Genomic DNA, 22,533 nt, shown 5'->3' on the forward strand with positions numbered 1-22,533 from the left:
CTGAATCTGCGGGATACCGCTCTGCTTTTCTCTACTCCCCATCTGTCTCCGCCCGATCTTCGGTTCCCAATTCCTCCCAGATTTCCTCCGGCTTCAACGCCTTCAGTTTCCGGTAGCCGTATCCCGCGGTCTTGGTGTCAAAACCGCAGACCGCGTGGTAGGGACAGTAGTCGCAGGCGGTGCGGGCGCTATTCTTATAGGGCTTTAAGGAGGTGTCGCCCTCCAGAATATCCCGGCCTGCCGTGCGCAACTTCTGATTTACATAAGACTTCAACTGTTCAAAACGTTTTCCGCTGGCAACGGAGGATCGGCTCTCCTGGATCAGCCCGGCTTTCAGGGCCACCGGGATCACATCGGACTGGGTCTCAATTTCCCTGTCCAGGTGGCGGATCACCTCCAGCTCCCGGTTTACCAGGCCGTTCATGCGCAGCTGGCGCAGAATCTGCTGCTCAATCTCCTCCGGCGTCATGGCTGCCTTCTTCTCCACCAGGGGGTCCTGAATGTTGTAGTAGAAGATTCCCGCGGGCACCACCTCCTTGCCCGGATTCTTCCGCTCCTCCATCTCCAGAGCCGCATCCAGGTACACCACCAGCTGAAGCTGCAGCCCGTAGTACAGAGCCGCCAGATCAAAGCTGGTGCCGCCTGACTTGTAATCGATGATCTTCACATAGAGCGTTCCGCCGTCCTCGCAAATATCCATCCGGTCGATGCGGCCTCTGAGCTGCAACTCCTCATCCGGCGACAGGGCGATGCGCATTGCCTTTAAATTATCCACCGCTGAGAAGGACACCTCAAATCCCGCAGGCTCAAAATCTCCCCGCTTCACCTGCTCGGCCAGGGCCCAGATGGTGCGGTCCGTCATCCGCTCCACCCGCCCGGCCAGGTAAGCGTATCGGGCGGTGCTCATCATGATGGTATTGCCGTAATCCGCCACCACCTGGGACACGCTCTCTTTCACCAACCCCTGGCGTCCCTCCTCGGTCAGGTTGCGCCAGTCCCGCCCCTGGGCTTTCATCACCTGGAAACACCGGTCAATGGACTGGTGGAACAGGTTTCCCATGTCCACCGCCTCCAGCTCGTACTCCCGGCGCTCCATCAGCTCCAGCCCGTACCGCAGGAAATGGGCGTAAGCGCAGGAAGCGTACTGTTCCAGCCGGGTAACACTGCCCTGTAAAATTTTTCCATACAGCGCCCGCGCCGCCGCCCGGCCGATTCCACGCTCCTCATAGGAGTAAAATGCCGCCTGTACCAGCATTTTCACCTCTTCCCGGTAATCCTCCTGCCCAAAGAACCACCGGTACAGCTCAAGAAATTTCCGCTCCCACTGCGAATCCTGCTCCGCGCCGTCCGCAGCGTCCGGCTCCTTTAAATCCCGGTAGGTCTTTAATCCCTGAATCAGCGTCTCCTTGCCGTCCCTGGGCGTCTGCACCGGCCATTTCACGGTGGAACCGTCCTCCGCCGTCAGGCCGGGAAACAGCTTGTAAACCTCGCCCAAAAGCACGGAGGGCCTCAGGCTCTTACCGTCCGAGCTGCGCCCCGCGTAGGTGATCACCAGACGCCGGGAGGGCTTGGAGAGCATGAGATACAGGTAAAATTTCTGCATACAGCCGTCCTCCCGGGCCGTGGGAGCCAGCTCCAGGCGGTGCGCCTTGAAAAATTCCCGGTCCCGGTCGCCCAACAGGCTGCCGCCGTTCTTGCGCTGGGGCACCACGCCGTCGTTGACGCCCACAAAGAACAGCACCTGCACGCCGTCCAGACGGGTGCGGGTGATATCGCCCACCATCACCTGGTCGATGGTGGCCGGGATCACGCCCACCTGAATCTCCCCAAAGCCGGCATCCAGAATCTGGGCATAGCTCTTGCGCTCCGCCTTCTCATCGCCCAATAGACCGGTGAGTCGCTCAAAGAGTTCCTCCACCCTGTCATACACCTGGCCGTACTCCCTGGCCAGATTCTCATCCCCCCGGAGGCCCCGGGCGGCAAAATACGCCTGGTACTCCTCCAGCTTTTCCTTAAGCTCCATGGATTCCAGATAGGTCCGCAGGGCCTGGGTCACGGAAGCCACCGTGGCGTCCTTTGACATGGCCTCCCGCAGGGGGCGCAGGGGCGCAAGAATCCATTGGCGGAAATCGTTCAGCTCCTGCAGATTCAAATTTTCCGCGCCCTTAAACTGCGCCTCCCACTGGCTGTCCCAGCGCTTCCAGCCGTTGATCCCCAGCGCCCGGACATAGTTTTCCAGCCGGTCCGTCATAACCGCGGCTTCCTCCCGGCTGTAGCGCCGGCCGGCGCCTCCCCCGGTTCCCTCCAATAAAACGTCCGCCAGCTCGCCGTCGCTGGCTTCCTCCCAGTCGATGGCCTCATCGCCGGTATCCGTACACGCCGCCCCGGCGGCCTCCCCGCCGGAATTCGTACGCGCCGCGCCAGTGGCCTCTCCGCCGGAATTCAGACGCGCCACCCCGACGGCCTCTTCGCCGATATCCGTACGCGCCGCGCCGGTGGCCTCCCCGCCGATATCCGCACGCGCCGTTCCGACAACTTCTCCGCCGTAATCCGCACGCGCCGCTCCGACAGCTTCCCCGCCGGGATCCGCTCCCGCCGCCCCGACGGTCTCCCCGCCAGATTCCGCACCTACCGCCTCGACGGCCCCCCTGTCATACACCAACCCCGTCTTCAGATACCGGAACACATTCTCATACGAGAAGTCCCGAACCGCCTCCAGCACCGCGCGGATCAGCTCCACCATAGGGTTTTCCAGGATGCTCTTCTTGTCGTCCATGAAAAACGGAATTCCCGCCTGGTCAAACTGGCGGGTGATCTCCCGCCCGTAGGCCGCCAGGTCGCCGGTCACCACCGCCATATCCCGGTAGCGCAGCCCCTGTTCCCGCACCAGGCTTTCGATGCGGCTCTTCACATAGCGCACTTCCTCCTCCGGCGTCTGGCCGCAGAAGAGCTTCACCTGATCCTGTTCTCCCTTCCAGGCCCTCCCGTTGTACCGGTACAGGTTCTGCTCCAGGAAGTCCAGGGCCGGGCTCTGGGCAAAACGCCAGGCAGGCCGCCGGTCCAGAATCACATCCTCCTTAAGCTCCACCCCTCCGGCCTTTGCCATGGCCGCCAGGCGGCAGACCGTGTGCTTACTCATATAAAACAGGTTCTGAATCCCGCTCTCCCGGTAGGGGTCCGCCCGGTAATCCACCGTCACCGCGCAGACCACGTCCAGGGCGTGGGTGATAAACAGCTCCACAATCCGGTACTGCACCGGCGTAAAGCCCGTGTACCCGTCCAGGAAAATCACGCTGTTTTTCAGCATCTCCGAGCGCGGCAGTTCCCGGCATAAAATATCCAGAATCTCCTCCGCCGTGATATAGTGATCCGCAATATAATCCTTGAATTCCTGAAAGATCAGCCCCAAATCCCCCAGCTTCTGCTTCAACAGCGGATTCTCCGTCTCCCCCTGCAGCTGCTCCAGATCCTGAGGCGTAATTCCGTACTGGCAGAGCTCGGAAATCTGGGATTTCAGCTGGTTGATGAAACCCGCCTGCCCCAGATGGCTGCCGTAGAGGCCAAGACCGCTCTTTTTCCGGCCGGAAACCCGGCGCAGGACCATGGATTTTCCCATATCGTCCAGCACCACCGGCATTTTCACCGCCAGTTCGTCGAACACCCGGTAGGCCAGGCGCTTGAAGCTCAGGACGTCGATGTTCATGATGCCGTGCCTTGGGTGCAGGCGGATGATCTCCTTCTGGGCCTGCATGGTAAACTGCTCCGGCACCACCACCAGAAAACGCCGGTCCGGCTGTTCCAGGGACAGCCGGATGGCCTGCTCATACAGATAGCGGGTTTTTCCGGAACCGGAACCGCCGAAAACAAATTGTAACGCCACGTTTTTTCCTCCTGTCGCTTCCAATCGAATGTATTGCTGCGATGCCGCTCATATTTCTTCCCCTCCGCTCATAAGCTATAACAAATTGTACCGGAGGTTTTATCTATGAGCTCCAAAACCAAAATCGTCGTGCTGCGCATGAAAGAGATTATCTACACCGGGATCTTCGTGGGCCTGGCTATTCTGCTCGTCACCCTGTGCCTCATTATGTTCCGTCCCAAAAAAGATACAGCCGGCAGTGAAGCGGCCAGCTATATCCCCGGCGTCTACAGCGCCTCCCTGAATCTGGGAAACCAGGACGTAAACGTGCAGGTGGCCGTGGATGCCAACCGGATCAGCTCCGTTTCCCTGGTGCCCTTAAGCGAAGCAGTCACCACCATGTACCCGCTGATGCAGCCCACGCTCGACGAGCTGGCGGACCAGATCGTGAGCACCCAGTCCCTGGAAAACCTTACATACTCCAGCCAGTCCCGCTACACCTCGGCCGCGCTGTTAAAAGCCATCCAGACCGCTCTGGATAAGGCGAAGATCCAGTAACTGCGGTTTTTTAAACCGCGGCGTTTTGTGACACTGCGTTTCTCATATTCATGCAAAGGCTGCTGCCAATGCCCTTTTCCGGTCAAACGCCGTCCGATTACCGGCGCTCCTCCCGCAGCGTGCACTGCCCAGCAGCCCTCTCCTGATCATTTCTTCTTTTTCCCGCTCCCCGGCTCCTTCCGGAAACGCTTGCTCTTAAACACATACACATGGGCCACCAGCGTCAAACCGAACACCGCCATACAGACCCATTCCAACGGCTCGGACAAGATGTGGGAAGCCATGGCAAAACTCAGCAGCGCGTCGGCCAGGAACAGCCATTTCTCAACCGCGTACACTTTATCCACATCATAGTCGCTTTTATCAACGTTTGTCCCCACAAAAATCATAAAATCCTTGCCCATGAACAAATCGATGCCCTCCGCAATACACAGGCCCCCCATAAACCAAAAAATCAGATCCATAAATCCTCCTTCGCATGTCCGTTTCCGCCGTTAAATGCTTTATATTATATCATATCCCACTTCAAATCACAAGCCGCGAATCCCGCTCCATCCCTTGCCCCCGGCGGACAAAAAGCCGGCGCAGAGCTGTCTCCAGCTGCGCCGGCCGTTCATTTCCCAATATTAAACGGATCGTTTATCAAACGGAAACCCGAAGAATCTCCTTGTTCTGCTCCACAAATTTCCTGATATTGGAAGCTCCGGCAAACTTCTGGACGATGCCGTCGTTCTCAAAATCCACCACCAGCGTGGGGGCCTGGAAAATGTTGAACTTCTCCGCCAGCTCCGGATGCTCCTCGGCGTCGATCACGCGGTAGTTCATGCCCTTTAAGAACTCCCTGGCAGCCTTGCAGTTGGGGCAAGTCTTGGTGGTGAACAGGAACAGGCCGGTATCCGCCTTCACCTCTCCCTTGGACGCCGCCTTCTGCTCCTCCGCATTGCAGCGGCTCTCCGGCTTGATGTGGGAGACGCCGTGTTTCAGCCTGGAACCGTGGATGTCGTAGTTGGTGCGGTTCTTGTACTCCTGGGTCTTTCCCTCGTTCCAGTTCTGCACCGGACGGTAGTATCCCGTAATCCGGCTGTAAACCTCCGCCTTGGCTCCGCAGACCGGGCAGGTGAAATGCTCGCCGGCCAGGTATCCGTGGGACTTACAGATGGAGTAAGTGGGCGACATGGTGTAGTAGGGCAGCTTGTAGTTCTCCGCAATGGTGCGTACCAGATTGGCGGCCGCCTTCCAGTCGGGCAGCTTCTCACCCAGGAACGCGTGGAACACCGTGCCGGAGGTGTACAGGGTCTGCAGTTCATCCTGGATGTCCAGGGCGTCGAACACATCCGCGGTGTAGTCCACCGGCAGATGGGAACTGTTGGTATAGTAGGGCGTATCCCCCTCGGACCCGGCGGTGATGATGTCGGGATAATGCTTCTTGTCGTGCTTGGCCAGGCGGTAGGTGGTGGACTCAGCCGGGGTCGCCTCCAGGTTGTACAGGTCGCCGTACATCTCCTGGTAATCGGACAGGCGCTCACGCATATGGTTTAAAACATCCCTGGTGAACTTCTGGCACTCCGGATCGGTCATATCCTTGCGCACCCACCTGGCGTTCAGTCCGGCCTCGTTCATGCCGATCAGGCCGATGGTGGAGAAGTGATTGGAAAATGTCCCCAGATACCGCTTGGTGTAGGGGTACAGGCCCTGATCCAGCAGCTTGGTGATCACTTCACGCTTGGTCTTTAAGGAGCGGGCGGACACGTCCATCATGTGGTCCAGGCGCTCGTAGAAATCCTTCTCATCCTTGGACAGGTAAGCGATGCGGGGCATATTGATGGTCACAACGCCCACGGAACCGGTGCTCTCGCCGGAGCCGAAGAAGCCGCCGGTTTTCTTGCGCAGCTCACGCAGGTCCAGGCGCAGGCGGCAGCACATGCTGCGCACGTCGCTGGGCTGCATATCGCTGTTGATATAGTTGGAGAAATACGGGGTGCCGTACTTGGCCGTCATCTCGAACAGCAGGCGGTTGTTCTCCGTATCGGACCAGTCGAAATCATTGGTAATGGAGTAGGTGGGGATGGGGTACTGGAAGCCGCGCCCGTTGGCGTCGCCCTCGATCATGGTCTCGATGAAGGCCTTGTTGATCAGATCCATCTCCGCCTTGCAGTCCTTGTACTTGAAGTCCATCTCCTTGCCGCCCACGATTGCGTTCAGCTCCGCCAGATCATTGGGAACCGTCCAGTCCAGGGTGATGTTGGAGAAGGGAGCCTGGGTGCCCCAGCGGCTGGGGGTGTTCACGCCGTAGATAAAGGACTCGATGCACTTCTTAACCTCGGAGTAGCTTAAGTTGTCCACCTTCACAAAGGGGGCAAGGTATGTATCAAAGGAGGAGAACGCCTGGGCTCCGGCCCACTCGTTCTGCATAATGCCGAGGAAATTGACCATCTGGTTGCACAGCACGGACAGGTGCTTGGCCGGGGAGGAGGTGATCTTTCCGGTGATCCCGCCCAGTCCCTCCTGCAGGAGCTGCTTTAAGGACCAGCCCGCGCAGTAGCCGGTGAGCATGGACAGATCGTGAATATGGATGTCCGCGTTCCGGTGGGCCTCCGCCACCTCGTGGTCGTAGATCTCGCTGAGCCAGTAGTTGGCCGTCACAGCGCCGGAATTGCTCAGGATCAGTCCGCCAACGGAGTAGGTCACGGTGGAATTCTCCTTCACGCGCCAGTCCTCAACCTTCACATAGCTGTTCACCACGTCCTTGTAGTCCAGGATGGTGCTGTTCATGTTGCGGATTTTCTCGCGCTGTTTTCTATATAAAATGTATGCCTTCGCCACATCCGTGTAACCGGTCTGCTCCAGCACGTGCTCCACACTGTCCTGAATCTCCTCCACGGAAATACGGCCCTCCGTCATCTTGCCCTGGAAATCCGCGGTTACGCGCAGCGAAAGCAACTCCAGAATCTCGTTGTTATAATCCTTCTTCGTGGCCTTAAACGCCTTCTTGATCGCCTCGGTGATCTTGTTCAGGCTGAATTCGGCTATCTCCCCATCACGTTTCACAACTTCAATCATTACAAACATAACTCCTTTCGACCCTTGTCCGATGATAATGGCCCCCGGCTTTTATCCCATAAGACATAATGGCCCGCCGGCTACGCCGGCAGCCCATTCCATTTGCTCCGAAAATCCCCGGATCCACGATCCGTTGACGACAATCGGTGTTTTCGTCTCTCTGTCAGTCCGCCACTTCACCCATTATAGCAGACCCAAAACAAAAACACAATATCTATGATCAACTTTTTATGCCAATCAAGATATTGTGTTTTATTACCTCTGCTTATAATTCGCGGAAAGCCTTGTAGCTGCGTGGTTTGCGGGTGGTTAGACGTCTCTATCCCCTAATCCGCATACAATTTTCCAAACAGCTCGGCCGGCACATACGCCTCCACCGCGATCCCGTCCTCCGTGTACTCCTCCTTCAGGAGCTGGCCGTACTTGCGGATGGTCTGAATCCGGCCGGCCTGGGAGTAGGGGTAAACCTTCTCCAGGTGAACCCGGCGGCTGCGGATGATCTGCTCCAGAATGCCGCACAGCTCGTCCAAGCCCTCCCCGGTCTTGGCCGAGATGCGCACCTGGTAGTCCGCGGAGAAATCTCTGGGCAGCTGGGCTAAAGGCCCGGCCTCGCCGGACTCCACCAGGGCTCTTAAGCGGTCCGTCTTGTTGAACACCGTGACCACCGTCTTGTCCACGATCTCCAAGTCCTTCAACGTCTCCCGCACCACATGCATCTGCATGTCCATCTGCGGGTTGGAGCAGTCCACCACATGGAGGATGATATCGCTGTACTTGGCCTCCTCCAGGGTGCTCTTAAACGCCTCGATCAGGTGGTGGGGCAGCTTGCGGATAAAACCCACGGTGTCCGTCAGCAGAATCTGCTGGTCCCCCGGCAAGGTAAAGCTTCTGGTGGTGGGATCCAGGGTGGCGAACAGCTTGTCCTCCGCCAGGATATCCGCGTCGGTCAGATGGTTTAACAGGGTGGATTTGCCCGCGTTGGTGTAGCCCACGATGGCCGCGCTGACGGCGCAGCCCTGCTCCCGCTGCTGCCGGGTCACCTCACGGTGGCGTTTCACATCCTCCAACTCCGCTTTCAGCTGCCCGATGCGCTCGTGGATCAGGCGCCGGTCCACCTCCAGCTTCTTCTCGCCCGGTCCCCTGGTGCCGATGCCGCCGCCCAGGCGGGACAGGGAGGCGCGCATGCCCACCAGGCGCGCGGCCCGGTATTTGAGCTGGGCCAGCTCCACCTGGATCTTCCCCTCCCGGGTGTGGGCCCTGGAAGCGAAAATGTCCAGGATCACCATGGTGCGGTCCATCACCTTGGTGTCCAGGGCCGCCTCCAGGTTCTTAAGCTGGGCGGGGCTCAGCTCGTCGTCGCAGACCACGCCGGTGGCGTCAAGCTCCCAGACCAGATCCTTGACCTCCTCGATCTTCCCCTTGCCCAGATACGTGCCCGGGTGCACCTTCTCGCGGTTCTGGATCACCTTGTCCACGGTCACGGCTCCGGCCGTTTTCACCAGCTCCGCCAGCTCCTTTAAGGAGGCCTCCGCGTCGTCCCCGTCCCCGGTGCTCACCGCGATCAGGACCACCCGCTCCTCAGTCTCTTTCAAATCAAATAATTCTGCCATACTACCTCTTATTCCGAATTTACCGCTCCGGCTGCCAAACGCCTTACCGGCTCTTTAAAAATGCGATCTCATGCTCCGCCCGCTCATCCGGTCCGAAGCTCTTGTTGTACTCCTCGAACAGCTTCAGGGCTTCGTCGTACTTGTATAAGTATTCGCTGCACACCGCCCGGTTATACGAAAGTTCCCGAAGCAGCTCCCGATCCTCTGACGCCTTCACTTTCCCCTGGTCAAACGAATCAGCAGCGTCCTTGTAATTCTCTTCAGCCATCTGGCATAAACCCATCTGCAAATAGATTTTCCCATCGTCCAGCCCATCCCTCAGCGCATTTTCGTACAGACTCATGGCCTGATCGTAGGCGCCCGTTTTCACGCAGGCCGCCCCGACGGACAGAAGCGCGTTCAAACGCCCCTCCACCGGCTTCTTTGCATCCCCGCCGGTCCGCTGCACATAGTCGTACAGCTCCACCGCCTGGTCTGCATCGCCCATGGCCGCGCAGCACATGCTGGCCATGTACCAATACTGCAGATTTTTGGCGTCCCGCTCCATCAGAAGCTTGTAGCTGTAGTACGCCGCCTCGTAGTCCTCCAGGCGGTACTCCGCCTCAGCCCGGTAGCGCAGCACGTCCACCGCCATCTCGCCGGTGTCCTTGTCCATCACAGCCAGCGCCTGGTCAAAATCCGCAATCGCCCCGGCAAAGTCCCCGGCATCCAGCTTTTCAATTCCCGCGGCCCGCAGCTCCCGCTGCTTGGACGTGGACATATTGCCAAGTACGCGCACAGTGGCGAAGGCCACCAGCACCACCAGCAAAATGCAGACCGCCCACGCGATGAGTCCCTTGACCAGCCGGTTCCTTCTCCTGCGCTTGCGCGCGGCCCGCCGTTCCCGGTCCAGGCGCGGATTCCGCCCTGAATCGTAGGGACGCCGCTCGCTGTAGCGGATATTTCCACTGTTTCTGCTCATTTCCTACCTCGCATCCGTGCTGCCGAAGCCGCCGTTGCGCGTGCTTGTGCAATCGTCGTCCACCGTGATACCATAGGGGAGGAAAATACCCTGGGCAAAGGCCATTCCTGCGGCCAGCTCCACCGTTTTTCCCTCTCTGGAATCATTGGTCATCTTGATAAACATATGCCCTTCATTATCCGAATAAAAATAGTCGCTGTCGATGATGCCCACGGTGTTGTTCAGCTGGAGGCGGTATTTAAAGCCCAGGCTGCTGCGCGGGAAAATGGACAGCACCCAGCCCTCCTCCATCTCAACCCGGACTCCGGTGGGGATTTTCACGGACTCGCCCGGCGCGACGGTCACGGCAACCGGGGTAAAAAAGTCGTATCCCGCCGAACCGGCGGTGGCCCTGGCCGGAAGGCGGATCCCGTCATAGACCGCCCGTGCCTCATCGGCAGACACTCCGCCGAAGGCGTCCGTCCAGTCCCCCAAAAATTGTTCAAAGCTTACCTTGTGAAATTTTGCAATTCTCTGCATGTCTGTAACCTAACCTTTTCTGTATGATTCGAATCGTCCGCTCCATGGCGGCTGTCTCAGCTCCGGTCAAGGGTCACCGCCGCGCCGGTCAGAAGGGACCTCTGCACATCGATAACCCGCTGGTTGGAACTGCCCTTCCACTGGAGGCTGTTGTCCTTGAGCCCTGCCACGAACTCGCCGTCCACCACCACGTCCACCTTGCGGATACACGGCAGACCGCAGATCTCCTCCCAGTCGTAGCCGGTGTAAAGCCAGATGGTCTTTCCCGGAAAGCGGTCGCAGATCTCATCGATCAGCCGGCCGGTCTCCTCCCGGTTGTCCGGGTGCAGCGGGTCCCCGCCGCTTAAGGTGACCCCGGATACATAGTCTTTTTGAAGCTCCTCAAACAGCTCGTCCTTAGCCGCCTGGTCAAAGGGGATTCCGCCCCGGATATCCCAGGTCACCGGATTGTGGCATTCCGGACAGTTGTGGCTGCAGCCGGCAACCCAGAGTACCACCCGCAGCCCTTCCCCGTTGAGCATATCGTCCTTCGTGATATTGTGATAACGCATGACTTACTCTCTCTCCGTTTCCTCAGATGTTTCCAGCAGAGAGGTACAATGAGGGCAGCGCACCGCATTGATCGGAATCATGCTGCGGCAGTACGGGCATTCCTTCTGCGTGGGAGCGGCCGGCGCCTCCGGCTTCTTCCCCATGCTGCGCAGCTTATTGACCTGTTTCACCGTGATGAACACAACCAAAGCCATCAGCAGGAAGTTGATCGTCTGTGTGATAAAGGACCCGTAATTAATGGTAGCCACAGAAAGTTCCTTGGCCTCCGTCAGCGTAGCATATGTATTCCCATCCAACGCGATAAACATGTTGGTGAAATCCACCTTGCCGGTGATCAGGCTCAGAAGGGGCATAAAAATGTCGTTGACAAGCGAATTTACAATGGAAGTAAACGCGCTGCCGATAATCATGCCGACCGCCAGATCGATCATATTGCCCTTGAGGGCGAACGCCTTAAACTCATCCAGAAACTTTTTCATTGTATATCCCTCCGTATTCATTGGTAGGGCCCGAAGGCCGCTTTTCTTAGTTTACCATACGGAAGATGATTTTTCCACAAAATTCAGTTATATTCATGTAGAAAGCGCTTCAGATCCTTGTGAAATTCCGAGAATCTGGCCAGCAGCGCATAGTATCCCCGAGACATCAAATCCCGGCTGATCCCGTCGTAGACCGGATCTGTCATAGAGCGGATATGGAAAAATTCATAAAAATACTGATCCGGAATCTCATCCAGGTACTGTTTCAGTTCTTTTTTGTAATCCATAATCTCCTCTTGCTCCAGTTGTTCCAAAATCTTGTTCATCTCTTCTCCCTTTCATCATGCATATTTTATTTTGATGTGTTTCACTATTAGAAGTGTTTGGCAATTAATATTTCCTTACAATCTAATAAACGCTTCAGTATTAGAAAATTCCATATCACGTGAGGTAAATAATGAAAATATCTTATAATTCGGAAACAAAGAAAAATTTGATAGGCGATACGATCCGCTCATTGCGGAAGCGGCGCGGCCTTTCCCAGCGGGCGCTGGCCGCCAAGCTGCAATTAAACGGCTATGATTTCAATGATCTGACCATACTCAGAATCGAAAAGGGCACTCGCCTGGTCACAGACATCGAGCTACGGGCCCTCTGCCATTTTTTCAATGTGACTCCCAACGAAATGCTCAGTTTCGATGATACATCCACTCATTAATCTCCCCTCCTACTATTTGATTACCCTAGATTATACACTATAAAGTGTCTATTTGTACACGCTTTTTCAGTCTGATAATTAAACGGTTCCTGGGGTACAATAACCACGGGGTATCGTGAATTTTGTCTTGGTGGTGGAAGAATGAGTTATGAACTGGATCGGATTGAAGAACTGTGCAGAGAGCGCGGGTGGAGCCACTACAAGCTGGCAAAGGAAATGAATGATTCCGCAAATAACATAAGCAACCTCTTTCGCCGAACGACTACGCCCAGTATTGTCACTCTTCGACGTGTCTGTTCGGCCATGGGAATTACCATGGCCAAATTTTATAAGAGGGATGGAATCTCCACCGTGCTGACGGAAAACCAGAAGGCGCTTCTGGATCATTACAATGTCCTGGACTCGCGCAGCAAAGACAAGGCCATGGCCTACATCAAGGGACTGGCGGACGGCAGGCACGACGCCTGAAAATCGGGATAAAGGGCCGGGCACAGCCCCCCGGGAATGTGGGCGCAGCGTTTTGTCTCCATACTAAAAAGAGCGGCCGACGGTATATCTGATTCCGTCGCCGCTCTTCTTTTATGCAATCCTGCCCCTACAGTCCCAGCAGCGCGCAGGCCAGCTGGAAATAGATCACCAGGCTTAAGGCGTCCACAATGGTGGTGATGAGCGGAGCCGCCATGATGGCCGGGTCCATGTGCAGAACCTTGGCCGCCATCGGCAGCATACAGCCGATGGTTTTCGCCAGAATCACAGTGGCCATCAGGCTGACCACCACGGTGGCGCAGACCAGGGGCTGTCCGGGGAAGCGGATCAAAAGCTGCACAAAATTCACCGCCGCCAGCACAACTCCCACCAGGGTGCCCACGCGCAGCTCCTTCCACACCACCTTGAACACGTCCGCGGGTTCGATCTCGCCCACCGCCATGCCGCGGATGATCAGGGTGCTGCTCTGGCTGCCCGCGTTTCCGCCGGTGTCCGTCAGCATGGGGATAAAGGTCACAAGCAAAGGCAGCACCGCGAAGGCGTTCTCGTACTTGGCCAGAATCCCGCCCGTGATCAGGCTGCTGATCATCAGCACCAGAAGCCAGAAAATACGGTTCTTGGCCAGTTGAAACACGCCGGTCTTTAAGTACGGCCGCTCGCTGGGCGCCATGGCGGCCATCTTCTCGAAGTCCTCCGTGGCCTCCTGCTCGATTACGTCCACGATGTCGTCCACGGTCACGATGCCCACCAGGCGGTTCTCATGGTCCACCACTGGAAGGTTTAAAAGGCCGTACTTCTGGAAGCAGTCCGCCACCTCCTCCTGGTCGTCCGTGGTCACCGCCTTGATCACGTGGGTGTCCATAATGTCGCCGATCACGGTCTCATACGTGTTCATCAGCAGGTCGCGCACCGTGACCACGCCCTCCAGCTGCCTGGCCTCGTTCATCACATAGGAGGTGTAAATGGTCTCCTTGTCCACGCCGTGGCGGCGGATATAGTCGAAGGCCTCCTTCACGGTCATGGTCTTTTTCAGGCCCACATACTCCGCGGTCATGATGCTGCCCGCGCTGTTGTCCGGGTAGTTTAAAAACTGGTTGATCAGGGCTCTGGTGTCCGGATTGGCGTTCTGCAGAACCTTTTTCACCACAGTAGCGGGCAGCTCCTCCAACATATCCACCGCGTCATCCACAAACAGGTCCTCGATAATGGTGGCCACCTCGCGGTCCGTGATGCTGGTGATAATATGCTGCTGTTTCTCCACGGACAGGCAGGCAAATACATCCGCCGCCAGCTCCTTCGGCAGAATCCGGAACACCACAACGGCTTTCTCCGAATCCAGCTCGTCGATGAAGGCGGCGATATCCACCTCGTTCATCTCAGCCAGCAGCTCCTTTAACCGGCGGTACTGTTTCTCCTCCGCCAGCTTTAACATCATTTCAATCATTTTCTCCATGTCGTTCTCCTCTCGGCACAATTTCTGTCTTGGCCGATGAAAGCAAACCATGGATTTGCGCACACGCAAAAGGAGAGACTGCCGCACCCCTGACCGGGGAAACAGCCGCCTCTCCATAAACGCCGGATCTTTCTCCTCTATCAAACGCCGCTCTGCCGCTGCGGGCAGTTTCACGGCATCACCAATCAGCAGCCGCCGAACCTGCTCCAGCAGACTACCGCCTGATCCATACGCCTATGCACATATCCAGATTCGTCCGCTTTCATCTTGCAACTTCGACCTTCCACTGAGTGTTCACTTCCTTTTTTATGAATTTTATTCCTCTTTTATCCTAACAGACTTTCCGTGGAAAAGCAACCCCAAAAGCCCGGGCAGAGAAATATTCCCATCGCCCTACATACTCTTCCGCTCTGCGATCTCCGCCATTTTGGCCTCGTTTAACCGTGTGTCGCCCTTCACCCGGGAATAGCTCAGGTACCCGTTCATGCGGTCGATTTTCGTCAGGTTTTTGCTGCCGCATTTGGGGCACACGTCCATATTCAGCTCCTGGTGGCCGCAGTCGTCGCAGTAGGACAGGGCGAGGTTTACGCCCTCGTAAAAGCCCATGGCCATAGCCCGGCGCACCAGGGTGCGGATGGCCTCCTTGTTGTAGCCCACCGGGTATTTCACGTACTGGATCTTGCCGCCGTTGCACAGCTCCCAGAACCGGTACTCCAGGTCCTGCTTCTGAATGGGCGTGATCTCCTCGGTCACATGGCAGTGGAAACCGTTGCTCACATACTCCCGGTCCGAAACATTTTCAATGATCCCGTACTTGTTGCGGAACTGCTTCACCTGCAGGCCGCAGAGGTTCTCCGCCGGGGTGGCGTAGATGGCGTAGAGATTGCCGTCCTCCTCCTTGAACTGGTTCACCTTCCGGTTGATGTGCTCCAGGGTTTCCAGGGCAAAGGCTCCGTCCTCCACCAGGGACTTGCCGTTGTAGAGCTGCTGCAGCTCGTTGAACGCGGTGATCCCGAAGGAGGCGGTGGCGGTCTTTAACAGAGGTTTGATCTTGTCGTGAAGCCCCAGATGGCCCCCGTAAAATCCTCCCTCGCAGTAAGCCAGCGGGTTGGTGCTGGCCTTCATCTCGCCCAGGTAGGCGTAGGTGCGGATATGGATCCTGCGGATCAGCTCCAGGTAATAGTCCAGCACCTCAAAGAAATCCCGGCTCTCCTGGCGGGCCTTCGCCAGGATCATGGGCAGGTGCAGGCTCACCACGCCGATGTTGAAACGGCCCACAAACACCGGCGCATCCTTGCTGTCTACCGGGTACATACCGCCCCGCTCATACCAGGGTGAGAGGAAGGCGCGGCAGCCCATGGGGGAAATGATCTTGCCATACTGTTTGTACATGCTGGAAATGTACCCCTTGCCGGTCAGGGACAGCCAGTCCGGGTACATGGTCTTGCTGGAACAGTCGATTCCCGCCTCGAACACGTCCTCCAGCTCGCCGCCCGGGCCGTGGAGCTTCTCGTCGTAGAGGAACACAATCTTGGGGAACAGCACCGGCTTCTTGTGGCCCTTTTTGCCCTCGCCGCCCTTGCGCACGTTCAGCATGGTGATGGTAGCCATCCTGGCGAAACGGCTGGTGCCCGTTCCCGCCGTCATGGTGATAAAGGGGTAATCTCCGCGGCTGGAGGAGACGGAGTTGAACTTGTACTCCCAGCCCTGGAAGCCCTGCTCCATATCGCGCTGCACGTCGCTCCACGCCACCTCCATGGCCTTACCGTCGGTCAGGCCCAGGTCCAGATATTTCTCAATGTACTGCTCGTAGGACTTTTCTGCGTAGGGCGCCAGAATCTCCTCCACACTGGGCACGGTGAATCCGCCGTACTGCTGGCTGGCCGCGCTGAGCACGATATCCCCGATCACGTCAAAGGCCACGTCCAATGTCTTGGGCTCATTGTACCAGAGGTTGCCCATCTCGAAACCGCCGGTGAGCACGGACTTCACGTCGAAGAGGCAGCAGTTCATGGTGTCGCGCCTGGCGGACATGTCGTGGATGTAAATGTAGCCCTCGCGGCAGGCCTGCAGCTCCTCCACGGTCATAAAGAACTTCTGGTACAGGGACTTGTTCAGCTCGTTGAAGATCAGGCTGCGCTTGGTGGATACCAGAGCGCTGTCCGTGTTGCTGTTCTCCTTGTCGCCGATGTACATGATGGACTGGCTCTTCTTGTAAACGTCGTCCAGCATCTGAACGAAATCCTGCTTGTAGTTGCGGTAATCCCGGTAGCTCTTGGCCACCTGGGGATTCACCTTCTCCAGCGCGCCCTCCACCACGTTGTGCATCTGGGCGATGGGGATCTCCGTGACCTCCATATCCTCCGCCTTCTCCTCCACAAACTGGCAGATAAACGTGATCTCCGCCTTGGAAAAACGGATCATGGCGCGCTCCGCCGACTTGCGGACCGCCGCCACCACCTTCTGGACGTTGAAATCCTCCCTGGTTCCGTCTTTTTTAATCACCTTGATCTCACTGCACTCCACTGCTTTTGCCTCCTGTCCTGCCCGGTTTTCGGTCACCCCGGGCCTCTATCACTATATATTGTGTTTTGTTGTCAAATGAGTACACTATATGTATAACGCATATGATATCCTATCACGGCGAGCCGGTTTCGTCAAGAGTCAATTTCCAGAAAAAGAGACATCTTCCAGCAATGGAAAATGTCTCTCTCAGCCTGTATTTCGGGGCGGACCAGGGGCTTTCACGCCCCAAATCCGCCGCAGTTTTCGCTCTCAGCGCCGTTCCCGCTCCTCCTCTTCCTCCCTGGCGGCTGCAGCGGCTTCCAGCTCCGCCGCGTAGGCTGCTTCCTGCTCCAGAAGCGCCAGCTCGTCCTCGGTAAGGTCGGGGTCCTCGAGGGCGGGGGCCCAGGGGGCGGTTTCGGCCTGGGCTGTGCTTTCGGCCTGAGCTGTGCTTTCGGCCCGGGCTGCAGTTTCGGCCCGGACCGCAGTTTCAGCCTGGGCACCAGTTTCAGCCCGGTCTGCGCTTTCGCCCCCGGCAGCAGATAGTTCCACCCCGGCCGCGGCCTCCGCCGCGGCCAAATCTCCCGCCGTCTCTTCCGCCGCTTCTTCCCCGCCGTCACTCTTAACTGCCAGGTCCTCCAGCTTCAGCTGCAGCTCCTCCTCCACCTCGGCCTTGATCTCCTCTGCCTGCTCGGGATTCATGCTGGGAAGATCGTCGGTGGAGCCGACGCCGAAGCGGCGCAAAAACTCCTCGGTGGTGGCGAACAGCGCCGGACGGCCCGGCGCGTCCATGCGGCCCACCTCGTACACCAGGTTGAACTCGATCAGCCGGTTCACCGCGTGGTCGGACTTGACGCCGCGGATCTTCTCAATCTCCAGCTTGGTCACCGGCTGCTTGTAGGCGATGATGGACAGCGTTTCCAACATTACCTCGGTGAGCACCTGCTTCTTGGGCGTGGACGCCACCCGGATCAGGTTGTCATAATATTTCGCCTTGGTGCACATCTGGTAGCTGTCCTCCAGCGCGATAATCTGCATCCCGCAGCTTCTGCTCTTGTCATACCGGGCCTTCAGGCGTTCCACCGCCCGCCTGGCCGTCTCCCGGTCCTGCCCAATGGCCGCGGCCAGCTGCCGCAGCTCCACGGAGCGCCCCATGGTAAACAGGACGGCCTCAACGACCGCCTCCTGCTCCTTCTCATTCTCGGTGGGCGGAAACTCCAGCGCCAACTGGCCGTTTTGTACGCCGGCCTGCTCCGGCTGCCCCGCTCCGGCGCCTCTTGTCAGTTTTCCCTCTTCCATCTCTATCCGTCCTTATCCCTTCAATCGTCACTCCGCGAAATCCGCCAGCCCGTCTAAGTCCAGCTCCGCTTCCTCCCCCTCCGGCTCCAGGGCTTCGATCTCCATGTCTCCGAAGGTCTCCTCCTGCACCAGATGGATTTTGCCGATCTTCATCAACTCCAGAACCGCCAGAAAGGTGACCACCACCTCCAGCTTGTCCGCCTGCTCCTCCAGTAGATGGCGGAAGCTGAAATGCCGGTTTTTCCTGGCATAGCCAAGCACCGATCCGATCTTCTGCTCCAGGCTCACCGGCTCCCGCCGGATGGTGCCGAAATTGCTGCGGATCGGGTCTACCTTGTCCTCCTTGCGCTTCATCACCTGCTCGAACACCCGCTTCAGCTTCGCCAGGGTGAGGCCGTCCAACAGGCTGTCCAAATCCACCGGCGGCTCATATTTAGCCACCTCCGGCGGAATGGTGGGCGACTTGTACAGAAGGCGGTCCGCGCCATCCTCCCGCCTGGCCAGCTCATCGGCCATCAGCCGGTAGGTCTTGTATTCCAGCAAACGCTGTACTAGCTCCGCCCGCGGGTCAATCTCCTCGCCCTCCTCGTCCACTTCCTTGGGAAGCAGCATACGGGCCTTGATATCCAGCAGCGTGGCGGCCATCACCAGAAACTCGCTGACGACATTTAAGTCCTCCCGCTCCATGTTCCGCACATATTCCAGATATTGGTTAGTGATCTCCGCGATGGGAATATCGTAAATATTTACCTTATTTTTCTCAATCAGATGCAGGAGCAGGTCCAAAGGTCCCTCAAAATGCTCCAGCTTGTAAGATATCTGTACCATAAATCCTCTTTTTCCGGCCCTGACAGCGTCAAACGCCGTTTCACCGCCCGTGGTCAGCCGGTTCTGCGGGGTCCATCCGCTTCCGGCCATCAGCATTTATCTTACCACAGAACCCAAAAGCCCGCTACTGCTTTTTCAGCCGCACCACCACCAGCTGAGGCCGGTTGTTCAGGCGGATGTTGATGGAGTGGGTGCCCAGTCCCCGGCTGACGATCATGCGCTTCCCGTCCGTCTCAAAATCCCCCGCGCACCAGGGAATGAAAAACTGGTACTGGGGCGTCATCACGCCGCCCAGGCCCGGGATGCGGATGGTTCCCCCGTGGAAATGCCCGGACAGGGTCAAATCCGCCCCCCAGGCCGCGTAATCCTTAAAATACATGGGAGAGTGCGCCAGCAGAATCTGGAATTTCTCTTCCCGCCCGGCTCCCCGCACCCGGCCCAGCCTGCGGACCAGATAATCCGGCGGCATCGGGTCCAGCTTCTCAAACAGAGCCTTGCGATAATACCGCTGTCCCAGATCCAGCCCGGAAATCTCTGTATCCGCCCCCCAGGGAGCCGTCCCGTTTTCCAGATAGATCACGCCCATCCGCTTCAGCCGGTCCCGGTACTCCTCGTACAGGCCGCCGTAAGTCTCCCGCTCCCAGACCATGCGGTTCTCGTGGTTCCCGTTGCCGCAGTACACCGGGAAATCCCTTGCCAGCCGCTTCACCAGCTCCAAAGGCACCGCCACATCCCGCCTGCCCTTGCACACCATCATATCGCCGCCGATCAGCACCGCGTCCGGGTTTACCCGCCGGATTGCCTCCAAAAGCCGCCGGTTCCCCGGGCCGAACTCATTGTTGTGCAGGTCCGACAAAAAGACAAGGGTCTTATCCTTCAAAATCTTGTCCGACCGGATGCAGGTCTCCTCCACAGAGAACCGCTTTTTCTCATATTCCGACCGCGCCAGGCAGACAGCCGCCCCAAACGTGGCCGCTGTGGTTATCCCTTTTATCATCCCGTCACCTCCGCAGTTTGCATTTTCCCGCCTATACTGTAAAAAAACCTTCTTCAAACAGCCGGATCACATCCAGAAGGCTGTCGCACTTGGCGGTCAGTTTTGCGGTCAGCTCCGGTCCCGGGATGCTCAGGTCCGGCACCATCACCGCAAGGAAGCCGCCGTTTAACGCGGCGCTTATGCCGTTGAAGCTGTCCTCCAGCACCATGCACTCCTCCGGCTTTTCGCCCAGCATATCCGCGGCCAGGTAAAAGATCTCCGGGTCCGGCTTGGCGTGGGTCACCATCTCCCCGAAGGCATATGCGTCAAAAAAGCCGTCGATGCCGGCGCCCCCCACATTCTGCTCCGTCCACTGGCGTCCGCTGGAGGTGGCAACCGCTGTTTTGATTCCCTTCTCTTTTAAATATGTAAGAAGTTCCTTCAAACCCTTTTTCACCGGAACGCCGTACTTGCGAATCTGATCATAGGAAAACGCCCTCTTCTCCTCCAGGAACCGGTCCGTGTCGAATTCCGGCCCAAACATCTCGTTCAGCAGCCGCTTCACCGTGTCCGGCTTGCTGCCCCGGATTCCGTCAAAGAACTCGTCCCCCACGGAAATGCCGAACCGTTTTCCCACAATATTCCAGGCCTCCACCGACAGCCGTTCCGTATCAAACATCAGTCCATCCTGATCAAAAATCACCGCTTTTACCTTGTGCGCCATCTCTTGTCTTTCCTCCGAATCTTTCTTTTTCAGTCTCAGATAGTATCATAGCATAACTGCGGAAATTTTCAAAGTAAAAAGGACGCCGCGGCGCTTTAAGCCTGCGGCGTCCGAATCCGAACCGGCGCTATCTGCCCAAATACCAGGGTGCCAGCTCCACGCTGACAAAATAGCCCTGTTCATGCTGGCAGACCGGGCACATCTGGGGCGCTTCCGTGCCGAAATGGATATGGCCGCAGTTTAAACACACCCAGCCGGTCTTTACATCGGAAATAAACAGCTTCCCGCTTCCCAGCCGGTCCGCCAAATGCTGAAACCGTTCCCCATGGGTCTTCTCGATCTCCGCGATCATGTGGAACACATTTCCGATCCTGGAAAAGCCCTCCTCCTTGGCGATATCGCCGAAGGATTTGTACACCACGTCGTGCTCCTCAAACTCATTGTGCGCCGCCGCGTTCAACTGCGCCAGTGTGTTCTGCTCCATATCCACCGGATAACCTCCATCTATGAATATGGTTTCCTTATCCAGAGGTTCCAGGAACTTGTAGAAAATCTCCGCGTGCTCCTTTTCCTGGTTGGCCGTGTAGGTAAAAATCTGCTCCACCACCGGCATTTTCTGGAACCGGGCAAGGGCGGCCGCGAAGGTATAGCGGTTCCGCGCCTGGCTCTCGCCTGCAAACGCGCGCATCAGGTTTTTAGCTGTCTCGCTGTCTCTCAAATCTGGCATATTTCATTTCCTCCTAATCATCATCGTTTCATATTCATACTATCCCCTGGAAGCATATGGATTATACCCATATAGAATCCAATTTTATTTCCTTGTGTTTCGCCTTTTTCCATGTTACAATCCAAATATGGATAATATCGCAAGGAGGAGAGCCTATGATTCGTTATGACCGTCTGTGGAAAACCATGGAAGACAAAGAGCTTACCCAATACCGCCTGATCAAGCAGCACGGCTTCAGCGCCGGCCAGATCGGCCGCCTGAAGAAGAACATGCATGTGTCCACCCACACCATTGATACGCTCTGTACCATTCTGCAGTGCGGCATAGGCGACATCATGGAGTTCTGCCCCGACGAGACCTCCGGCTGGACCGGCCCCCTTCCCGCGCAGACGGAGGAACCGGCCGCCGACAAACCCAAAGCGAAAAAAGCCCCCAAGGGCAAGACCGCCGCGGAAAAACCGGAAAAAGCCGCAAAAAAGGCCGACAAGTCCGGAAAGGAAAAACCCGACAAGGACGGCGCAAAGCCGTTAAAGGCGGAGAAAGAAAAAGCCCCCAAGGAAAAGAAATCCGGCAAGGGCGATAAGGCCAAGAAAGAGAAAGGCGACAAGAAGGGAAAGGGCGGCAAGAAGAAGTAGGCCGCTGCCCGCCTCCCACCTCCCCGGCAGCAGCCCGCGCAGGCAGTTCCGGAGAACGCGCGTCTTCCATAGAAATGCCGGAGGCGGTTTGAACTTCCGCCTCCGGCATGCCTGTCTCTAATCCATATACCCGGTCGTTTTGTAGGTATTGTACTGCCTTCTCAACCTGACCACCAGGGAGCCGTCCGGCTCTTTTTTCTTGTCCTCAATCACATATTGGGTCCTGTTCCGGTCCATCTTCTGACAGAACATCTCAAACTCCTGGTCCGGGTTCGCGTCGTTTGCGGTATCAAACCGCATGGTCTGTAACAGGCAGGCACTCATGATTCTTCTCATCAGGACATTCCTCCGTATCGTTCTTTTTCTTTATTTTACCATTTCCATCGAAAAAATGTCAGCGTTTTTTCGCACTTATCACCAATTTTGTTTAATTTTCCTGCATATACGCCCACATTTTTTGTGTATAATGCACATTTTTTATTCATTTGCGCCGATGATCCGCACCGCTATCTTCCAAATATAGGTTGACAAGAACCACCAATTTGCTATGATTAAGGCAATTAACGATATAGAAATTTATCCTTCGG

At 57.1% G+C, this 22,533-nt stretch carries 21 protein-coding genes; 4 read left to right on the top strand and 17 right to left on the bottom strand.

What is annotated here, in order from left to right:
* Positions 1–31: 31 nt before the first annotated feature.
* Positions 32–3,880: a PD-(D/E)XK nuclease family protein gene (locus ACK2JC_RS06185; protein WP_368272156.1), complete on the bottom strand. Its 3,849-nt coding sequence runs from the start codon at positions 3,878–3,880 to the stop codon at positions 32–34.
* A gap of 105 nt (positions 3,881–3,985) precedes the next feature.
* Between ACK2JC_RS06185 and ACK2JC_RS06190 the strand changes: the two genes are divergently transcribed.
* Positions 3,986–4,417, top strand: coding sequence for a hypothetical protein (locus tag ACK2JC_RS06190; protein WP_024737105.1), 432 nt, complete (start codon positions 3,986–3,988; stop codon positions 4,415–4,417).
* A 146-nt stretch (positions 4,418–4,563) separates the two neighbouring features.
* Here ACK2JC_RS06190 and ACK2JC_RS06195 read toward each other — a convergent pair whose 3' ends face one another.
* The 8 genes from ACK2JC_RS06195 to ACK2JC_RS06230 form a co-directional block, all read right to left on the bottom strand.
* Positions 4,564–4,881, bottom strand: a complete 318-nt coding sequence (locus ACK2JC_RS06195; protein ID WP_092362017.1) for a hypothetical protein — start codon at positions 4,879–4,881, stop codon at positions 4,564–4,566.
* A 178-nt stretch (positions 4,882–5,059) separates the two neighbouring features.
* On the bottom strand, positions 5,060–7,477 hold the full coding sequence (locus tag ACK2JC_RS06200) for a ribonucleoside triphosphate reductase (RefSeq protein ID WP_368274710.1): 2,418 nt from the start codon (positions 7,475–7,477) through the stop codon (positions 5,060–5,062).
* A gap of 326 nt (positions 7,478–7,803) precedes the next feature.
* Positions 7,804–9,087 (bottom strand): GTPase HflX, encoded by a 1,284-nt coding sequence (hflX, locus tag ACK2JC_RS06205; protein ID WP_276855621.1) that lies wholly within the window; start codon positions 9,085–9,087, stop codon positions 7,804–7,806.
* A gap of 43 nt (positions 9,088–9,130) precedes the next feature.
* Entirely contained in the window at positions 9,131–10,048 is a 918-nt protein-coding gene (locus ACK2JC_RS06210) for a tetratricopeptide repeat protein (RefSeq protein WP_092362011.1), read from the bottom strand.
* A gap of 3 nt (positions 10,049–10,051) precedes the next feature.
* Positions 10,052–10,567, bottom strand: coding sequence for a deoxyuridine 5'-triphosphate nucleotidohydrolase (locus ACK2JC_RS06215; RefSeq protein ID WP_092362009.1), 516 nt, complete (start codon positions 10,565–10,567; stop codon positions 10,052–10,054).
* A gap of 56 nt (positions 10,568–10,623) precedes the next feature.
* Positions 10,624–11,118 (bottom strand): anaerobic ribonucleoside-triphosphate reductase activating protein, encoded by a 495-nt coding sequence (nrdG, locus tag ACK2JC_RS06220; protein WP_092362007.1) that lies wholly within the window; start codon positions 11,116–11,118, stop codon positions 10,624–10,626.
* Positions 11,119–11,121: 3 nt separating this feature from the next.
* Complete coding sequence (gene mscL / locus ACK2JC_RS06225) at positions 11,122–11,598, bottom strand: large conductance mechanosensitive channel protein MscL (RefSeq protein ID WP_107435922.1); 477 nt, start codon at positions 11,596–11,598, stop codon at positions 11,122–11,124.
* 83 nt (positions 11,599–11,681) lie between these two features.
* Positions 11,682–11,924 (bottom strand): hypothetical protein, encoded by a 243-nt coding sequence (locus tag ACK2JC_RS06230; RefSeq protein WP_092362003.1) that lies wholly within the window; start codon positions 11,922–11,924, stop codon positions 11,682–11,684.
* 131 nt (positions 11,925–12,055) lie between these two features.
* Here ACK2JC_RS06230 and ACK2JC_RS06235 point away from each other — a divergent pair, with 131 nt between their 5' ends.
* Together ACK2JC_RS06235 and ACK2JC_RS06240 are read left to right on the top strand one after the other, a co-directional pair.
* Positions 12,056–12,316 (top strand): helix-turn-helix domain-containing protein, encoded by a 261-nt coding sequence (locus ACK2JC_RS06235; protein ID WP_092362001.1) that lies wholly within the window; start codon positions 12,056–12,058, stop codon positions 12,314–12,316.
* A gap of 141 nt (positions 12,317–12,457) precedes the next feature.
* Positions 12,458–12,784: a helix-turn-helix domain-containing protein gene (locus tag ACK2JC_RS06240; protein ID WP_368272166.1), complete on the top strand. Its 327-nt coding sequence runs from the start codon at positions 12,458–12,460 to the stop codon at positions 12,782–12,784.
* Between the two features lie 127 nt (positions 12,785–12,911).
* On the opposite strand, the gene mgtE is transcribed toward ACK2JC_RS06240, so the two are convergent.
* From mgtE to rbr, 7 genes are all read right to left on the bottom strand, one after another.
* The gene (gene mgtE / locus ACK2JC_RS06245) at positions 12,912–14,255 is read right to left on the bottom strand and encodes a magnesium transporter (protein WP_182481705.1); all 1,344 of its coding nucleotides are present in this window, start codon (positions 14,253–14,255) and stop codon (positions 12,912–12,914) included.
* Between the two features lie 393 nt (positions 14,256–14,648).
* Positions 14,649–16,781, bottom strand: a complete 2,133-nt coding sequence (gene nrdD / locus ACK2JC_RS06250; RefSeq protein WP_107435928.1) for an anaerobic ribonucleoside-triphosphate reductase — start codon at positions 16,779–16,781, stop codon at positions 14,649–14,651.
* Positions 16,782–17,030: 249 nt separating this feature from the next.
* Entirely contained in the window at positions 17,031–18,056 is a 1,026-nt protein-coding gene (scpB, locus tag ACK2JC_RS06255) for an SMC-Scp complex subunit ScpB (RefSeq protein ID WP_320936098.1), read from the bottom strand.
* Positions 18,057–18,083: 27 nt separating this feature from the next.
* A complete protein-coding gene (locus ACK2JC_RS06260; protein WP_092362354.1) occupies positions 18,084–18,884 on the bottom strand; it encodes a segregation and condensation protein A in 801 nt (266 codons plus the stop codon).
* 124 nt (positions 18,885–19,008) lie between these two features.
* Complete coding sequence (locus ACK2JC_RS06265) at positions 19,009–19,881, bottom strand: metallophosphoesterase (RefSeq protein ID WP_092361995.1); 873 nt, start codon at positions 19,879–19,881, stop codon at positions 19,009–19,011.
* Positions 19,882–19,912: 31 nt separating this feature from the next.
* Entirely contained in the window at positions 19,913–20,584 is a 672-nt protein-coding gene (locus ACK2JC_RS06270; RefSeq protein WP_092361993.1) for an HAD family hydrolase, read from the bottom strand.
* A 127-nt stretch (positions 20,585–20,711) separates the two neighbouring features.
* Positions 20,712–21,311 carry a rubrerythrin gene (gene rbr / locus ACK2JC_RS06275; RefSeq protein WP_118757170.1) on the bottom strand — a complete coding sequence of 200 codons (600 nt, stop codon included), beginning with the start codon at positions 21,309–21,311 and terminating at the stop codon, positions 20,712–20,714.
* A gap of 155 nt (positions 21,312–21,466) precedes the next feature.
* Between rbr and ACK2JC_RS06280 the strand changes: the two genes are divergently transcribed.
* A complete protein-coding gene (locus ACK2JC_RS06280) occupies positions 21,467–21,946 on the top strand; it encodes a helix-turn-helix transcriptional regulator (protein ID WP_320936099.1) in 480 nt (159 codons plus the stop codon).
* Positions 21,947–22,063: 117 nt separating this feature from the next.
* Here the strand turns inward: ACK2JC_RS06280 and ACK2JC_RS06285 are convergent, their stop codons facing one another.
* Positions 22,064–22,282, bottom strand: coding sequence for a protein pyrBI (locus ACK2JC_RS06285; RefSeq protein ID WP_242956291.1), 219 nt, complete (start codon positions 22,280–22,282; stop codon positions 22,064–22,066).
* Positions 22,283–22,533 lie beyond the last annotated feature (251 nt).

Origin of the sequence: Enterocloster lavalensis, assembly GCF_046603895.1 — a bacterium.
GTDB lineage: Bacteria > Bacillota > Clostridia > Lachnospirales > Lachnospiraceae > Enterocloster > Enterocloster lavalensis.

Excerpts from the sequence above, each read along its gene's own strand:
- ACK2JC_RS06190 (WP_024737105.1), top strand. The coding sequence starts at position 3,986 with ATGAGCTCCAAAACCAAAATCGTCGTGCTGCGCATGAAAGAGATTATC.
- ACK2JC_RS06195 (WP_092362017.1), bottom strand. The coding sequence starts at position 4,881 with ATGGATCTGATTTTTTGGTTTATGGGGGGCCTGTGTATTGCGGAGGGC.
- ACK2JC_RS06200 (WP_368274710.1), bottom strand. The coding sequence starts at position 7,477 with ATGATTGAAGTTGTGAAACGTGATGGGGAGATAGCCGAATTCAGCCTG.
- hflX (WP_276855621.1), bottom strand. The coding sequence starts at position 9,087 with ATGGCAGAATTATTTGATTTGAAAGAGACTGAGGAGCGGGTGGTCCTG.
- ACK2JC_RS06210 (WP_092362011.1), bottom strand. The coding sequence starts at position 10,048 with ATGAGCAGAAACAGTGGAAATATCCGCTACAGCGAGCGGCGTCCCTAC.
- ACK2JC_RS06215 (WP_092362009.1), bottom strand. The coding sequence starts at position 10,567 with ATGCAGAGAATTGCAAAATTTCACAAGGTAAGCTTTGAACAATTTTTG.
- nrdG (WP_092362007.1), bottom strand. The coding sequence starts at position 11,118 with ATGCGTTATCACAATATCACGAAGGACGATATGCTCAACGGGGAAGGG.
- mscL (WP_107435922.1), bottom strand. The coding sequence starts at position 11,598 with ATGAAAAAGTTTCTGGATGAGTTTAAGGCGTTCGCCCTCAAGGGCAAT.
- ACK2JC_RS06230 (WP_092362003.1), bottom strand. The coding sequence starts at position 11,924 with ATGAACAAGATTTTGGAACAACTGGAGCAAGAGGAGATTATGGATTAC.
- ACK2JC_RS06235 (WP_092362001.1), top strand. The coding sequence starts at position 12,056 with ATGAAAATATCTTATAATTCGGAAACAAAGAAAAATTTGATAGGCGAT.
- ACK2JC_RS06240 (WP_368272166.1), top strand. The coding sequence starts at position 12,458 with ATGAGTTATGAACTGGATCGGATTGAAGAACTGTGCAGAGAGCGCGGG.
- mgtE (WP_182481705.1), bottom strand. The coding sequence starts at position 14,255 with ATGGAGAAAATGATTGAAATGATGTTAAAGCTGGCGGAGGAGAAACAG.
- scpB (WP_320936098.1), bottom strand. The coding sequence starts at position 18,056 with ATGGAAGAGGGAAAACTGACAAGAGGCGCCGGAGCGGGGCAGCCGGAG.
- ACK2JC_RS06260 (WP_092362354.1), bottom strand. The coding sequence starts at position 18,884 with ATGGTACAGATATCTTACAAGCTGGAGCATTTTGAGGGACCTTTGGAC.
- ACK2JC_RS06265 (WP_092361995.1), bottom strand. The coding sequence starts at position 19,881 with ATGATAAAAGGGATAACCACAGCGGCCACGTTTGGGGCGGCTGTCTGC.
- ACK2JC_RS06270 (WP_092361993.1), bottom strand. The coding sequence starts at position 20,584 with ATGGCGCACAAGGTAAAAGCGGTGATTTTTGATCAGGATGGACTGATG.
- rbr (WP_118757170.1), bottom strand. The coding sequence starts at position 21,311 with ATGCCAGATTTGAGAGACAGCGAGACAGCTAAAAACCTGATGCGCGCG.
- ACK2JC_RS06280 (WP_320936099.1), top strand. The coding sequence starts at position 21,467 with ATGATTCGTTATGACCGTCTGTGGAAAACCATGGAAGACAAAGAGCTT.
- ACK2JC_RS06285 (WP_242956291.1), bottom strand. The coding sequence starts at position 22,282 with ATGAGAAGAATCATGAGTGCCTGCCTGTTACAGACCATGCGGTTTGAT.